This window comes from Chitinophaga solisilvae, assembly GCF_009928525.1.
Lineage (GTDB): Bacteria > Bacteroidota > Bacteroidia > Chitinophagales > Chitinophagaceae > Chitinophaga > Chitinophaga solisilvae.
Genome location: NZ_JAABOK010000001.1, coordinates 420967 through 436142 on the forward strand (window position 1 = coordinate 420967; position 15176 = coordinate 436142).

The window sequence follows — 15176 nt, forward strand, 5'->3', positions numbered from 1 at the left end:
CTTTTACGGACGTGACTTCTGTGTAAATTGGCATTTTTCTGAGAGGGCAGTAATCATCAAAAATCAACCAACTTCACATGAGAAAAGTGATTTTATTAATTGTCATGTGTTTGCCGGGTATGCTGGCAATGGCACAACAGGTGCTGAAAGGTACCGTGATAGATTCTCTTACCAGGCAACCGGTTCCCGGCGCAACGGTGAAAGTGCTGGGTACAGCCAACGGCGCTACTACCAATGAAAAGGGAGAGTTTCAGCTGAGTGTGCCGGAAAATGCAAAACTGATCATTTCATCTATCGGTTTTGAGAATATGACCGTGCCGGTTACCTTAGTCAGACTGCAGCCGGTGCAGATGAGGGTAAAAGCTATTGCCCTCACAGACGCTGTAGTGGTGGGATATGGCTCCCAGCAACGGGCAAAGGTAACCAATGCCATATCCACGGTGAAGGCAGGCGCTTTGTCTGCCGAGAAAAATATTGCCGGCGATGTGGGAAAAGCATTGCAGGGGCGTGTGGCCGGCGTTTTTGTGGCCTCTACTTCGGGCGCTCCGGGTAACCCGCCGAACATACAGATCAGGGGCGCACAGTCTGTCAACGCAGTGGCCACCAATCCGCTGATTGTCGTGGATGGCCTGGTGCTGGAGGGTTCTACCGTTTCGCTGAACAGTATTAATCCGCAGGATATTGAATCCATCGATGTACTGAAAGATGCGGCATCTGCCGCTATCTATGGTGCGCGTGGCTCCAGCGGAGTAATCATCGTGACCACTAAGAAAGGTAGAGTTAACAGTAAACCGGTGCTGAATGTAAACATGTACACCGGCGTTAATAATGTGCCAGCTACCCGTCATCTCATGAATACTGCTGAATATGGTGCGCTGTTCCGCGAAGCCCGCAATAACAGGATAGCAGATATAGATCAGCAGCTGTCCAGCCCGTCAGGGCTTACACCTGCACAGATCAGCACCCTGCAGAAAGATAAACAGAACGCACAGTCGCAGCTGGATGGGCTGCAGCTGGCAGATAACAGCACCGACTGGCTGGATCGCATCCGGCATAGAAATGCGCCTGTCAGCAATATACAGGCCAGCATGAGTGGCGGCGGAGAAAGAAATAATTATTACATGTCGCTGGGCCGCTTTGCGGAAACAGCTTCTATGGGCACCGGCAGGTTTGAAAGGTACACCGGCCGTCTGGATGTTACCCAGCAGGTGAACAGCTGGCTGAAAGTTAATGGCAATATCAATATAACACAGTCCGTCAACCGGGAACTGTATAACCCTATAGGCCTGGCCCTCGCTGTACGCCCGGATACGCCGGAAGATCCGATACTCAATGCAGATGGTTCACTCGGATATTATGCGGGCCAGCAGCAGCATCCGCTGGGTGCTATGCGGGATAATAAAAGCAGGAATAAGGCCAATGTGTACCTGGGCGCTTTATCTGCGGAAGTAAAGCTGTTAAAGGACCTGCAGTTCCGTTCTGCTTTCAATGCCACTAAATATAATAGTCTGAACAGGGAATTTTATTCTCCCATGGGCTATATCGGGGCTTTCAACAAAGGGCAGTTCAAGACCAGCGGTGCAGATAATTTCTCCTGGAACTATGATAACTACTTTACCTACAACCAGCATTTCCGTCGGCTGGGAGTGAATGCCACATTGGGTTACACGTTTTATGACAATGAAATCAGTACTTTCGGTTTCCAGGTAAATAACTTTCCCAGAGTGGATGCTATCACCGGCGCAGGAGCAGGAGCGGAGTACGGCAGCCCGGCAGCGCTGGCGAATATGAATATTACCAACAGGGAAATATCAGATGCTTACTTTATGCGCGTGGGGCTTGACCTGGACGGGAAATACCTGTTCAACGCCTCCCTGCGCCGCGACGGCTCCTCCAAACTCCTGAAGGGTAACCGCTATAGCTGGTTTCCTGCTGTTTCTGCCGGCTGGGACCTGGCACGGGAACATTTCCTGGAAAAGAGTAAAATCATCAGTCAGCTGAAACTGCGCAGCAGCTACGGTATGAGCGGTAACATACGTCCGCTGGGTTATTTTGATGCGCAGCATATGCTGCAGGCAAAGGCTTACAACGGTTCTCCGGCATTGCAGATCAGCGGAGTGGTAGGTAATCCTGATATCCGCTGGGAACGCACCAGGCAGGTGGACGCCGGTATTGATATGGCCATGTTCAACAGCCGCTTTACCATGGCGGTGGATTACTACAATAAAACCACTGATGGTTTAATGACTGCAACAGACGTGTCCTGGATTTACGGCGCTGCCAGCATGCAGGATAATATCGGTAACATCCGTAACTACGGCGTGGACCTGGAACTGGCTTACAGCAGCCGTCCCGGCAGGTTCACCTGGAAGGTGGAAACCAATATGAATATTAACCGCAATGAAATCATATCGCTGAAAGATTCTCTGACGAACTATGGCGCCTTTACAATCGGAGGGCCGCGGACAAGAGCCAGGGTAGGCCAGTCCGTAGGTTCTGTGCAGGTATATGAGTCCCTGGGCGTAAACCCTGCTACCGGCGATATGATGTATAAAGATCAGAATAACGATGGGCAGTGGAATACGGATGATATGATTACCATTCCGGTAGCCATGCCGGCTTTCACAGGCGGTACTGCCATTACGCTGGGCTACCGGAACTTTACACTGGAAGCGCTGTTTAATTACGTGGCCGGTAATAAGGTCTATGATTTCAGTGAACAGACCCTCCGTAATTACAATGCAGATGCCACCGGCGTTATGCCCAACAAGTTCACCAACCTGAATGACCGCTGGAAGAAGCCGGGAGATATCACAGCTATACCACGCGCCGTCACCGGCCCGCACGGAGAGGGCAAAACTACAGACTGGAACTATCGTCCGTCTACACAGTTTGTATACAACGCTTCGTATATGCGTCTGCGTAATATAACGCTGTCCTATGCCATTCCTGCTGCCATGCTGCGGAAGGTGAAGATGTCCGGTTGCCGGGTATATACCTCTGCCCAGAATCTGCTTACGATAACTAAGTATCCCGGATTTGACCCGGAAGCTGCCGCTATCACCGGTGTTGTCAGCAATAACCTGCCTAATCCGCGGGCAATGGTAATCGGTATTGACCTGTCATTTTAATCCTGAACATCATGAGAAAAATAACCGTATATACATTAACGTTAGCAGGTATGATGTATCTGTCTGCCTGCAGTAAAAAACTGGACGATATTCAACCGGATACACAGATCACATTTGACCAGCTGAATAAGGAAAACCTGCCGCTGGTAGTCAACGGCGCTAAATTGTCCCTGTCCAACAACAATGCTTTTTACCTGTACTACGCTTTTCAGGATATGATGTCAGACGATGTGGAAACGCTGACCTATCCGTCGTTCGACAGAAACAATGTTTCTCCCAATGACGCGAATTTATCTCCGGCCTACCGGCAGCCATACCAGTGCATTGCCAACGCCAATATGGTGATCCGTTATGCGGAGTTGCATGCAGAAGACGCCTCGCTGAAAGCGTCCGCAGGGGAGGCTTATCTCCTGCGCGCCTATGCCTACCTGATGCTCACAGAGCAGTTTGGCAGCACGGCAATCATATATGGTACAGAAGATCCGAAAGGAAGGCCTGCCCGTAATCCGGAAGCGGAGGTCTATGCGCTGGCAGAAGCCGACCTGAAGAAAGCCATGGATAACCTGCCCGGCTATACGAATCCGGATGCCGGTTCCAGAGAGGCGGCTCAGCTGCTGCTGGCCAGGCTGTACCTGAATCGCGGCCGTCATGAGGAGGCGCTGACGATGGTCAACGCCGTCATCAGCTCCGGCAGGTTTACGCTGCAATCCGGTTTTGCAGACATTTTCAAATCAAAGGCAAACAGCCCGGAGGCCATGTACCGGATCACAGAAACTACCAGCAATAATGACATCAGATTGGGGTTACCCCAGATTTATGGCCCCGGAAAAAATGGCGGACCGGATAAAGCGGGTAACGGCAATACCTGGATAGATTCCATGCTCGTCAGATCCTATGAGTCAACGGATGTGCGCAAGGCGATGTTTATTTATGTCAAAGGAGCTTCTGTCATGGAAAACCTGTATTACCTGGTGAAATTTCCACAGGAAACAACGCCGTCGTATGTGCTTTGCCGTTATGCAGAAGCCTTTCTCATAAAGGCAGAAGCCACCGCCCGCAAAGGAGTGGTAGATGTAACTGCCTACAATCAGCTGCGTGCCGCCCGTAAGGCCAGCCTGCGCAACAACAGCGACTTCGCTACACCACAGGCTTTCCTTGATGAAATAGAACAGGAGCGGAGAAGAGAATTTGTTGGCGAGCGGATGCGCTGGAATGATATGCGCCGCTTCGGTAAGGCTGCCGCCTGGCTGCAGGCCATGCAGCAACCGGCTACACACGTGCTGCTGCCGGTGCCTTCCCGCGAAAATTTTATCAATCCGGCTCTCGGACAAAATCCTGATTACAGTAATTAATAAAAATTCATAGCTGATGAAGAAGATATTAAAAATGAGTATTCCGCTGGCTTTGCTGGCAGCGCCGGCCGTATTATCCGCGCAGCAGTCAGGCATTGTGAAAAACATGACCGTTAAGGGAAGCGTGGAATTTACAGATCCCAGACAGGAAGTAAATAAAGTATTCCTGCTGAAAGAAAATCTCTCCGGAAAGCCTAAGCCGGTAGACTCCTGTGTGGTAGGGAAAGACGGATCTTTCTCGTTTAAAATCAAACAGGACCACCAGGGTATATATACGCTGGATGCCTTCCACTGGGATCGCGCCACCTTCTGGAGCGACGGCGATGTACAGGTGAAAATGAGAGGATACGATACTGCCCGCGTAAAGATGAAGATCCCGCATTACAATTATGTGAATGGCTCCTATGATAACAACTACATCAACCTGGCAGTACTGAACAGCAATATGGGCTACCTTCGGATGGTGGATGAGGTAAACATGGAATACTTTGCAAAGAAAGCAACGGATACCACTTGGTTTGCCTATATGCGCGATCATAAGAAGTATAATCCCTCCCGGGAAGATAACAGGCTCCGGGACTCCGTGCTGCTGCTGGCCTACCAGGACCGCCCCGTGATTATTTATTCCATCCGCCGTATGGCCGGAACAGAGAGCGGAAAGGAATATGATGCCGCTATGGTGCTGCTGGAAAAGTTAATGGTGAAATACCCATGGCTGACAGAAGCAAAGGAATTGAAACAAACCATTATCGATAACCGTGCACAGGCCATGAAACTGAAAGCAGGTCAGCCTATGCCGGTAGTGCAATACCCCGATGCGGAAGGCAAACTGCAGGGCCTGGAGCAGTTTAAGGGTAAATACCTGCTGGTAGACTTCTGGGCAAGCTGGTGCGGTCCCTGCCGCCAGGCTATCCCGAAAGTAAAGGAGTTGCATAGTGAGTATAAGGAGAAAGGATTTGATGTGGTAAGCATCTCCATTGATACAGACAAAGCCGCCTGGCACAAGGCCATGAAAGATGAAAATATGCCATGGTTGCAGCTGCTCAGCGATAATAAGGAAAAAACCATGTCCGCCTTCCAGTTTTCCGGTATCCCCACTTTATACCTGATAGACCGTGAGGGCCGTATTATGGAACGTTTCACCGGGTATTCCGAAGAAGCGGAAGCAAAAGTGAAAAAGGCACTCGCCGGCGCTACATCCGCTCCTGCGGTAAAAGCTACCGGATCTGTGCCTATGTCCGGTTTCTAAAAATCATACACAATACCAACCATGAAGAAAACAATGATGACGGTAGCCGGCGGCTTATTGCTGGCAGCCCTGCAGCCGGTGATGGCGCAGCAGAAAAAAAATGAGATTACAGTGGAGATCAAGGGGCAGGGAGATAACAAACTGCTGCTCCTGCTGTATGATGACAGTAAAAGAATGGATAGCGCTATCCGGCGTAATGGTGACGTATTCACTTTTTCCACGGAAGGTATGCAGCTGCCGGTGGCTGCCACCCTGGTATCACATCATCCCGCTTCCCGTTTTGAATTCAGTAAGGGAGGAATGTTCATGCCCGCTCCGAAACTGGAATTCATTATAACGGATAAGCCTGTACGCATTACCGGTAATGCCGGTGAGCTGTTCCTGGCAACTGCAACAGGAGGGGCAGCCAATGAGGAGATGAATGCGCTGAAGAGAAAAACAATGCCGCTGGTGAAACAGATCTGGGAACTGCGTAAACAGAGCGCCGGATTGAGAAAGCCGGAGGACAGCACTGCACGTAAGGCTGTTATGAAACAGGTGGAAGAGCTGTCTGCTCAGGAAGTCCGCCTCAAAAAGGACTTTATAGCTACGCATCCCCGCTCCTTTGTCAGTATACTGCTGTTGTCCCAGCAAATGAAAAGCTACAGTACCGACGAATTAACCACAACATTCAGTAAACTGGCGGATACGTACAAAAACACCTTCCTGGGTAAGCACATTGCAAACACCATCAGCGGTACCAAAGCTACAGAGCTGGGCAATACCGCACCGGATTTCACTAAGATGGACCTGTCCGGTAAACCGTTTACCCTTTCCTCTCTCCGGGGTAAATTTGTGTTGGTGGATTTCTGGGGCAGCTGGTGCGGGCCGTGCAGGGCCAGCCACCCTCACCTGAAGGAAGTGTATGAGAAATACAAAAGCAAAGGACTGGAAATCGTAGGCATCGCCTGTGAAAAAGTAGCTACCGTTGATGAAGCTAAAAAGTCATGGCAGCAGGCGGTTCAGACCGATGGCATTTCCGCCTGGATCAACGTCCTGAATAATGACGGTAAGGAAAATGCGGATGTCAGCAAAAAGTATGCTGTAGACGGTTACCCTACCAAATTACTGCTGGATAAGAATGGTAAAATCATTTATAAGCTCGTAGGCAATGGCGGCGCTGAACTGGATGCCGCACTGAAAAAAGCACTGGGCGAGTAATCAATTCATTAGTGACTGGTTATTGTAAGAGGGTGGCAGCAATTTTCTGCCACCCTTTTTTATATTCCTGTTAAAATTAAAAACCGCAGTGCTCCCGTATTAAAAAAGGCCCTACATTCACGGCATGTTTTAAAAACCCGGATAAACCAGCTCCCGGTTAATTACAGATGGATACCCCCCTGAGGCCCGGCAGAAAGGAATTCATGCGTAATGGACTATGGACATTTAAAGTGCTATGCCATGAAGCAGGTATTGATTTTATCATTGTTAATCGTACTGGGAACGTCCTGCACTGCACCCCGGTATGCCAACGGAAGGGCCGTAAATTTTCTGCGTATCACCCTGGGGGATATCGATACTACCCGCGCGGGAAAAGAAAAAGTTGCCTTACATTTTACCATTGAGAATACCGGTGGAGAGCCTGTATTCCTCAGTGATCCTACCGCTGCGCGCAATACAGAAATTGTGCTGTACAGAGAATCTTCCCTGCAGACAGCCCGTAAATCAGCAATGCAGCCGGACAGCCTCCGGCAGACCCTACTGCAGCCCCATAAAGCTGTCAGCTTTGTTTTTGAGCAGCCGCTGAATAATGTCTACTCTGGCTTCCAGGCAAAGGATGCGTTGTGGAGCCTGCAGATATTTTACAGGGGCGCCGTATCCGATCCTGCAGGTATACAGCGGTACATCAATGAAAGTGTGAAAAGTGATATTGTCTACTTCAGGTACTGACCGTTACCTGTTTTGTTATTCATTTGCTGATTTACAGAAAGTTATTTACATTGGGGAACGTTTGATATATGTCATAGGAGCATATGGCAGCATCTGCACACCGCATCGCTGCCGGTATTATTGTCTGATAACCCCGGAATCCCGCTTTCAGTAATAGTTTCATAATTGCAGCCCTGTATGGGGCCTATATTCGCATATACGGTACTGTGATCTTTTTGGAGAAAATGCAGCGCGCATCTGCAGGCATATCATTTAAAACTGAAAAACCAGCAATCCATGATAGCCGTATGAGCCACCGTGTTTATGCGGCTTCATGTTGCTGTGAGGGTGGTATTAAACTCGCTGCCCCAGTGGTACATGGCTGTCAGCACCGTTTTCAGGGATGCGCCTTTTTCTGTCAGCGTATACTCCACTCTCATCGGTACTTTTCCATATTCAGCTCTGGCAATCAGTCCGTCCCGTTCCAGCTCTTTCAGCTGCATTGTCAGCATCCGTTCGGTAATGGGTGGAATGGATTTCCGTATTTCACTGTAACGTTGTATGCCATGCATCAGCCGGTCCAGTATCAGCGGCTTCCAGCGGCCGCCGATAACCGTTTGCGTGTAGGACAGCGGACATAGGGCAATAATCTTCCTGATATTTTCTGCGTTGGTGGATTGTTCTTTGCGCATGAAGGATGACGAACAATTTTGTTCGTTATTGCAAATCTAGGCATATGCATGGACTTTTGCATCGTATTCAAATGATCGTTATCTATGAAAAGTTACTATGTACAACCGGGAGCCGGAATCGATGCCATGACATTGCTGGAGGAAGAAATGCCGCAGCCGGGATACGGTGAAGTCCTGATCCGTGTGATGGCTTCCGCACTGAACTACCGCGAACTGATGATTATAAGGGACGGCGTATATGTGTTACCGTTAAAGCAGACCCTGATCCCTGTTGCTGATGGAGTGGGAGAAGTGATGGCAACCGGCAGCGGTACGCATCGCTTTACTACCGGCGACCGCGTGGCGGCAGTCGTATTTCCGGAATGGACCGACGGCCCCTTCACACCTGAATTTTCCGCCCAGCTGGGCGGCTCGCTGGACGGGATGCTCACTACCTATAAGGTGCTGCCGGAACGCAGCCTGGTTAAAATTCCGGACCACCTCAGCTGGGAAGAGGCAGCTGCCTTTCCCTGTGCAGGCGTTACCGCCTGGAATGCACTGACAGACGGCCGCCCGCTAAAGGCAGGTGAAAATGTACTGACACTTGGTACCGGCGGAGTGTCGCTGTTTGCCCTGCAGTTCGCGAAGCTGTCAGGCGCCAGGGTTATCGCTACCACTTCATCCGGAGAAAAGGCAGAGAAGTTGCTTGCCCTCGGTGCAGACGAAGTAATCAATTACCGCATCCATCCGGAATGGCACCGGGAAGTACGCCGCCTGACAGATGGCCATGGTGCGGACCATATCATAGAGGTAGGCGGCCCAGGTACCATGAATCAGTCGTTTCAATCCCTCCATCTCCACGGGGAGGTCAGCATTATCGGGGCAGTCGCTAATGACGGTACCCTCCCGGATATAAACCTGTTCAGTGCCGGTTGCGGCACTATGCGCCGGGTAGCGCTGGGCAGCCGCACGCATCATATGGCTATGCACCGCGCTGTCAGCGCCGGTAGGCTGAAACCTGTGATAGACCGTATTTTCCCTTTCAGAGAAGCCAGAGCAGCCATGCATTACTTCGAAACCGGCCAGGCATTCGGAAAGGTGATCATCAGCCATAGCTGAAAATAACGGAAATGATTACACGAAGATCATCTCTATTTGTCCAGTTACAGAAAAAGGAATGACAAGAGCGGAAATTTGATAAATTAACGGACAAAAGAAGATATGCGTTCCCGTTACCTCCTGTCACTGCTGCTATTCCTGCTGCCTGCCGCCGTTTTCTCCCAGTCGCTTCAGCGCCGTATTGATACGCTCCTGCAAGGTTACCACCGGCAGGGTCATTTCGATGGAGCCGCCCTGGTAGTGCATCATGGCAAAGTAGTTTACCAGGGTTACTTCGGGATGGCCAACCGGCAGTTTGCCATCCCGGTAAAAAGTGATACCCGCTTTCCCATCGCCTCTGTCACCAAACTGTTTACGGCTATCATGATCCTGCAGTTGCAGGAAGAAAAAAAACTGGATATAACGCAACCGCTGCGTGTATACCTGCCTGATATACTTCCGGTGCATAACGCAGACATTACCATCCGGCAACTACTGCTGCATACCTCCGGGCTGCCCAATGAAAAGATCGGGGACTACTATAACAAATCTACCCCCCGGCCGGCCGTCTTCATGAAAAGATATATCGGCGATACGCTTGTATTTACGCCAGGCAGTAAGTTCAATTATAACAACGTAGATTATATTCTGCTGGGAGCCGTCATAGAAAAAGTGAGCGGGAAAAAGTGGAGCGAAGTGTTGCAGGAGAAAATTATCAGCCCCCTGCAACTCAGCAATACCGGTGTTATCAGCCAGAAGATGGTGATCCCCCGGCTGGCCTATGGCTATCATAATTACAGCTTCGGTACCGGTTCTGCAAAAGATACCGTCTATAATGATGAATCGGTATTATTTGAAAACTATGCTACCGCCGGCGCTATCTATTCTACCATCCATGACCTGCAGCTGCTGGATGCGGCGCTGTACAGCAACCGGCTGCTGCAGCCATCTACCCGGGAGCTGATGTATACACCGGAGAAATCGCTGGGCAATAGCAGTTACAGCCGCGGCTACCCGACCCCCGGCAGCTACCGGAATATTACCACCACCGCAGTGCCCGGCCATACACTGGAAATACTCGAAAGAAGAGGAAATATCAACGGCTTTAACAGCGCCTTCCTGCGCGTAGAGAAAGATCATAATACCGTTATTCTCCTTTGTAATACCGACACGGGGAATATGGAGAAGATAGGGGATGCGTTGATGAAGGAGCTGTATTAGGCTTGGAATTACGAATTGCGAATTACGAATTACGAATGTAGCATCGAAGATCTAAACGAAGATTAAAGAAGATAAGTATCAGGTATCACCTTCAATCTTCGTTTAGATCTTCGATGCTACATTCGTAATTCGCAATTCGCAATTCGTAATTATATTTGCTAAACTATGCCAAACTTACCAAACTCCCTCTCCATCCTCCTTTCCATCTTCCTGATGGCCCTTTTCGGCTGCAGTAAAGAGTATTCCCGTGAAAACGGGCAGGCAGACGGCGGGCAGCGGGTAGCCGGTACGGCACTGTATTCTTTTGTTACCGGTTCGGGTGTATGCTCGGATGCTGCAGCCACCGGTATCTTCAAAACAGGTGTAAATGTTACCGGGACTGCCTTTTTGCGTGTAACCGTTAATGTTAGTCAGCCGGGAACCTGGACGATGACTACAGGAACGGTCAACGGGATAACTTTTTCCGGGACAGGCGTATTTACTTCGCCCGGCAGGCAGACCATTGTGCTGCCCGCTACAGGTACGCCCCGCAGGGATGGCGTCCATGTTTTTCCGCTGCGGTCCCCGCAGATGGAATGCAACGTGATGGTGGTAGTCAGCCCGGCGGCCGCTGTTGCTGATGACTATTACTACAGGATGACAGTAGCCGGAAAGCCATACGAACAGCATGTCCGGGAAGATAACAACTATATAGCATCCTCTGGTGTGGATGGGGTAGAGGAAGTGGTAGCCGGCGCAGGCATTGTCTATAACACCCGTGATGACGACCCTGTACCACCAGGCGTCACACAGCTGGTAATTACAAAAGCCCTGCTGTATGATTATTTCAATGTTACAGAAGCCGGCTTTACGGCTTTCTTTGCGAAAGGCGATTACCCTTATGCCACCAGGAAAGAGTTTGTATATACCAGCGGTATTACAATCCGGTGGCAGGATGAACAGGGGCAGATATGGGATACCATCAGCGGCGATCAGCCCGGCAGCAGCTTTAGTATTTTAAGTGCGGAGCCTTTCCGCGATGGGGGAGGCGCCTATTACGTGAAGGTAAAAATGCGCTTCAGCTGCAGGCTGTACAACCAGGAAACCGGGGCCATGAAACAGGTGACTGGCGGAGAGATGACCGGTAACTTTGGAAAAATATAATTCCATAGAAAAACTCTATCTGGTCCGATAGCGGATTGTTTTACATTTGCAGAGATACAGTATCTGTGCAGATACTGACACACGATCAGTGAAGGAAAAATTAATGCCATGGCCATCATCGCAACGCCAACGGGATATACCAGGAAACAGGAAATCGTAAACGGATTAATACATGCTATCGGAATAGTATTCGGTATCAGCGGCCTGCCGGTGCTCACCAGCATCGCCGCCACGCATGGCAATACAGCCGGTATCGTAGGAGCAGGTATCTACAGCTTCTGTTTTATTCTGTTGTTTACCTGTTCTACCATCTATCATATCTCCCAGGAACCTGCAGTAAAAAAAGTCTTTCTCATCTTCGATCATATCAGCATTTATTTCCTGATAGCCGGTACCTACACACCGTTTCTGCTGGTGTATATGAATAATATGTTTGGTATCACCCTGCTATCTGTGTTATGGTCGCTGACGCTGATCGGCGTCCTGTTTAAAACCTGGTTTACGGGAAAGTATGAGATCATCTCTACCATTATTTATCTGCTCATGGGATGGATGCTGGTAGTGGGCGGCCGCCGCTTTTTTACAGAGCTGCCATTGTCTGTGGTAATTATGCTCGTAATCGGCGGCGGACTATATTCCATCGGGGTATTCTTTTATATCTGGGATAAGTATAAATATACCCATGCGGTATGGCATCTGCTGGTGCTCTCTGCAGCCATCTGCCACTATGTAGCCATTCTGCTGTCCATGTAAATTTGACTATCTTTGGGGGATGGATTATTTCAAAGCGTTGCTGGATTTATTGAAGATTGAACGGGAAGAAGACCGGCAGTCATACCTGAAACTAACGGCCACCACTGCTGCAGCTGAGCGAAGGGCCAACGGGCTTACCTGGTACCCGGTAGCCATCAGGGGAACAGAGATGAGCCGGGGAGACTATCTGACAGTAGAAATAGAAAGGACGATGCATCAGGATCTGCCGCATCAGCTTCGCTTTGGTGCAGCTGCCATGCTGTTCTCCAATCATGATCCCAAAGAAAATAAAGCCGAAGGCGTCATCACCTGGCAAGGCGGCAACCGCCTGAAAATGACCCTGCGTACCGACGAGCTGCCCGAATGGGCCAGTGACGGCAAGCTGGGGGTAGATCTCCTCTTCGATGACAACAGCTATGACGAAATGCAGAACGCGCTCCGGCAGGCAGACGCACTCGCAGAGAAGCCAGAAGAAGGCCGCCTGGTAAGGATCCTCACCGGCAAAATAACACCCTCTTTTCAAACAGACCTGCCACCACTCAGCATACCCCGGCTGAATCCTGTACAGCAGGAAGCCGTCCATAAAATACTTGCTGCCAACGACCTGGCGATCGTGCACGGCCCTCCCGGCACCGGAAAAACAACCACGCTGGTACAGGCCATCAAAGCACTGATAGCACAGGAAAAGCAACAGGTACTGGTAGTAGCGCCCAGTAATACTGCGGTAGACCTGCTGAGCGAGAAACTCTCCGAAGAAGGACTGAATGTATTACGCGTAGGTAACCCTGCCAGGGTATCAGAAAGACTCAACGCACTCACCCTGGACAGTAAAATGTCGAAACACCCGGCTACCAAAGAGATCAAGCGTCTTAAAAAGCAGGCCGCCGAGTTTAAAAACATGGCGCATAAATACAAGCGCAATTTCGGTAAGGCAGAGCGGGAGCAACGCAAAGCCCTCTTCGATGAAGCGCATAAGATCATGAAGGAGGTGGATAAAACCGAACAATATATCACGGATGATCTTATCGCCAGAGCACAGGTAATCACTGCTACCCTCGTAGGTTCCAATCACTACACGGTAAGACAGGTGAAATATAAAACAGTGGTGATCGATGAAGCTGGCCAGGCCCTTGAGCCAGCCTGCTGGATACCCGCCATCAAAGGGCAGAAGCTGATACTGGCAGGAGATCACTGTCAGCTGCCGCCAACGATCAAGTCAAATGAAGCGGCCCGCAAAGGGCTCAGCAACACACTCCTGGAGAAATGTGCGGCCAGGTACCCGGAAGCAGTAGTGTTGCTGGAAGAACAGTACCGTATGCATGAAACCATCATGGGCTATTCTTCTGCCGTATTTTACCAGAACAAACTGAAAGCACATCATTCAGTAGCTCAGCATACCCTCTTTCCGGAAGACCTGCCGCTGGCATTCGTAGATACAGCCGGCTGCGGTTTTGATGAGAAAGCAGAAGGTGTCAGCACCACCAACCCGGAAGAAGCCGTTTTCCTCTTCCGGCACCTCACACAGATGCTTGCAACGTTCCAGGCATCGCACGCAGATAAGGAATTTCCGACCATCGCCGTCATCTCCCCATATAAACAACAGGTGGAACTGCTGCGCGAACAGCTGCAACATACGCCGTCATTGCAACCTCACCTGGACCGTATCGCCGTCAATACCATCGACAGCTTCCAGGGACAGGAGCGCGACATCGTATACATCAGCATGACCCGCAGTAACAGTGACGGCAATATCGGTTTCCTGTCCGATATACGCCGCATGAACGTAGCTATGACCCGCGCCCGCAAAAAACTCGTCATCATCGGTGACAGCGGAACCTTGTCACAGCTCCCGTTTTATGCAGACTTCATCACCTATGCCGAAAGTAAAGACGCCTACCGCAGCGCCTGGGAATTTATGGATATATAAGCTGTATTAATAACCTTCTGAAACTTTCTGAAATGACAGATACCACCCTGCAGCGATTAGACTGGCTTTGTCAGACAATCCCGCCACTACTGGAAGCCATCGGTGAAGAAGCCTTTGCCTTCAAACCGATGCCCTCCAAATGGAGCAAAAAAGAAATACTTGGCCATCTCATAGACAGCGCTACCAATAACCATCAGCGCTTCGTCAGAGCCCAGTTCGAAGATACGCCTGCCATCGGCTACAATCAGAACGACTGGAACAAATACAGCTACTACCACCAGATAGACAGCAAACAACTGATCCGCTTCTGGACCTCCTATAACATGCAGCTCCTGGCACTGCTCCGCCAGATGCCTCCTCACATGTTCGACCGCACCTGCTATGCCGGCAGCCCCGAACAGGTAACGCTTTCTTTCGTTGCAACCGACTACGTAGCCCATCTGGAACACCATTTGAGGCAACTGGTAGACTACTAAAGGGAAATTAAGAATTACAAATTACGAATTACGAATTGCGAATGAGGAGCGAAGATATAAGCGGATAAAGAATTTACTTCTCCGCTTTCATCTTCGCTCCTCATTCGTAATTCGTAATTCGCAATTCGCAATTCGTAATTTGTACTTCCCGGTATTCCTGCCCTAAACAAAAGGGACCCAAAAAAATGATCATTGGTTATTTTACGTGGTGAATGCACGCTATCATGTATAGTAATTAAGTAATTTA

Annotated in this window: 12 protein-coding genes; 11 read left to right on the forward strand and 1 reads right to left on the reverse strand. The window is 49.9% G+C overall.

All coding sequences use genetic code 11. The features are described 5' to 3' along the window. Nucleotides 1-77: 77 nt before the first annotated feature. From GWG06_RS01460 to GWG06_RS01480, 5 genes are all read left to right on the forward strand, one after another. Nucleotides 78-3131, forward strand: coding sequence for a SusC/RagA family TonB-linked outer membrane protein (locus GWG06_RS01460; RefSeq protein WP_160710925.1), 3054 nt, complete (start codon nucleotides 78-80; stop codon nucleotides 3129-3131). 11 nt (nucleotides 3132-3142) lie between these two features. Further along, complete coding sequence (locus GWG06_RS01465; protein WP_160710926.1) at nucleotides 3143-4483, forward strand: RagB/SusD family nutrient uptake outer membrane protein; 1341 nt, start codon at nucleotides 3143-3145, stop codon at nucleotides 4481-4483. A gap of 16 nt (nucleotides 4484-4499) precedes the next feature. Further along, nucleotides 4500-5732: a TlpA disulfide reductase family protein gene (locus GWG06_RS01470; protein WP_160710927.1), complete on the forward strand. Its 1233-nt coding sequence runs from the start codon at nucleotides 4500-4502 to the stop codon at nucleotides 5730-5732. A 21-nt stretch (nucleotides 5733-5753) separates the two neighbouring features. After that, nucleotides 5754-6932 carry a TlpA disulfide reductase family protein gene (locus tag GWG06_RS01475; protein WP_160710928.1) on the forward strand — a complete coding sequence of 393 codons (1179 nt, stop codon included), beginning with the start codon at nucleotides 5754-5756 and terminating at the stop codon, nucleotides 6930-6932. A 240-nt stretch (nucleotides 6933-7172) separates the two neighbouring features. After that, nucleotides 7173-7661, forward strand: coding sequence for a hypothetical protein (locus tag GWG06_RS01480; RefSeq protein ID WP_160710929.1), 489 nt, complete (start codon nucleotides 7173-7175; stop codon nucleotides 7659-7661). A 311-nt stretch (nucleotides 7662-7972) separates the two neighbouring features. Here the strand turns inward: GWG06_RS01480 and GWG06_RS01485 are convergent, their stop codons facing one another. Continuing rightward, the gene (locus GWG06_RS01485; protein WP_160710930.1) at nucleotides 7973-8332 is read right to left on the reverse strand and encodes a winged helix-turn-helix transcriptional regulator; all 360 of its coding nucleotides are present in this window, start codon (nucleotides 8330-8332) and stop codon (nucleotides 7973-7975) included. Nucleotides 8333-8416: 84 nt separating this feature from the next. Between GWG06_RS01485 and GWG06_RS01490 the strand changes: the two genes are divergently transcribed. The 6 genes from GWG06_RS01490 (at nucleotide 8417) to GWG06_RS01515 (ending at nucleotide 14929) form a co-directional block, all read left to right on the forward strand. After that, the gene (locus tag GWG06_RS01490; protein ID WP_160710931.1) at nucleotides 8417-9430 is read left to right on the forward strand and encodes a zinc-dependent alcohol dehydrogenase family protein; all 1014 of its coding nucleotides are present in this window, start codon (nucleotides 8417-8419) and stop codon (nucleotides 9428-9430) included. 102 nt (nucleotides 9431-9532) lie between these two features. Continuing rightward, on the forward strand, nucleotides 9533-10630 hold the full coding sequence (locus GWG06_RS01495; RefSeq protein WP_160710932.1) for a serine hydrolase domain-containing protein: 1098 nt from the start codon (nucleotides 9533-9535) through the stop codon (nucleotides 10628-10630). 165 nt (nucleotides 10631-10795) lie between these two features. Beyond that, on the forward strand, nucleotides 10796-11773 hold the full coding sequence (locus GWG06_RS01500) for a hypothetical protein (protein ID WP_160710933.1): 978 nt from the start codon (nucleotides 10796-10798) through the stop codon (nucleotides 11771-11773). A gap of 108 nt (nucleotides 11774-11881) precedes the next feature. Continuing rightward, on the forward strand, nucleotides 11882-12526 hold the full coding sequence (trhA, locus tag GWG06_RS01505) for a PAQR family membrane homeostasis protein TrhA (protein WP_127039889.1): 645 nt from the start codon (nucleotides 11882-11884) through the stop codon (nucleotides 12524-12526). Nucleotides 12527-12545: 19 nt separating this feature from the next. Next, nucleotides 12546-14453: an AAA domain-containing protein gene (locus GWG06_RS01510; RefSeq protein WP_160710934.1), complete on the forward strand. Its 1908-nt coding sequence runs from the start codon at nucleotides 12546-12548 to the stop codon at nucleotides 14451-14453. Between the two features lie 32 nt (nucleotides 14454-14485). Next, nucleotides 14486-14929, forward strand: coding sequence for a DinB family protein (locus GWG06_RS01515; protein ID WP_160710935.1), 444 nt, complete (start codon nucleotides 14486-14488; stop codon nucleotides 14927-14929). The last annotated feature ends 247 nt before the right edge of the window (nucleotides 14930-15176 follow it).

What these genes read in the sequence shown, in the direction of transcription:
- GWG06_RS01460 (WP_160710925.1), top strand. Translation starts at nt 78, where the DNA reads ATGAGAAAAGTGATTTTATTAATTGTCATGTGTTTGCCGGGTATGCTG.
- GWG06_RS01465 (WP_160710926.1), top strand. Translation starts at nt 3,143, where the DNA reads ATGAGAAAAATAACCGTATATACATTAACGTTAGCAGGTATGATGTAT.
- GWG06_RS01470 (WP_160710927.1), top strand. Translation starts at nt 4,500, where the DNA reads ATGAAGAAGATATTAAAAATGAGTATTCCGCTGGCTTTGCTGGCAGCG.
- GWG06_RS01475 (WP_160710928.1), top strand. Translation starts at nt 5,754, where the DNA reads ATGAAGAAAACAATGATGACGGTAGCCGGCGGCTTATTGCTGGCAGCC.
- GWG06_RS01480 (WP_160710929.1), top strand. Translation starts at nt 7,173, where the DNA reads ATGAAGCAGGTATTGATTTTATCATTGTTAATCGTACTGGGAACGTCC.
- GWG06_RS01485 (WP_160710930.1), bottom strand. Translation starts at nt 8,332, where the DNA reads ATGCGCAAAGAACAATCCACCAACGCAGAAAATATCAGGAAGATTATT.
- GWG06_RS01490 (WP_160710931.1), top strand. Translation starts at nt 8,417, where the DNA reads ATGAAAAGTTACTATGTACAACCGGGAGCCGGAATCGATGCCATGACA.
- GWG06_RS01495 (WP_160710932.1), top strand. Translation starts at nt 9,533, where the DNA reads ATGCGTTCCCGTTACCTCCTGTCACTGCTGCTATTCCTGCTGCCTGCC.
- GWG06_RS01500 (WP_160710933.1), top strand. Translation starts at nt 10,796, where the DNA reads ATGCCAAACTTACCAAACTCCCTCTCCATCCTCCTTTCCATCTTCCTG.
- trhA (WP_127039889.1), top strand. Translation starts at nt 11,882, where the DNA reads ATGGCCATCATCGCAACGCCAACGGGATATACCAGGAAACAGGAAATC.
- GWG06_RS01510 (WP_160710934.1), top strand. Translation starts at nt 12,546, where the DNA reads ATGGATTATTTCAAAGCGTTGCTGGATTTATTGAAGATTGAACGGGAA.
- GWG06_RS01515 (WP_160710935.1), top strand. Translation starts at nt 14,486, where the DNA reads ATGACAGATACCACCCTGCAGCGATTAGACTGGCTTTGTCAGACAATC.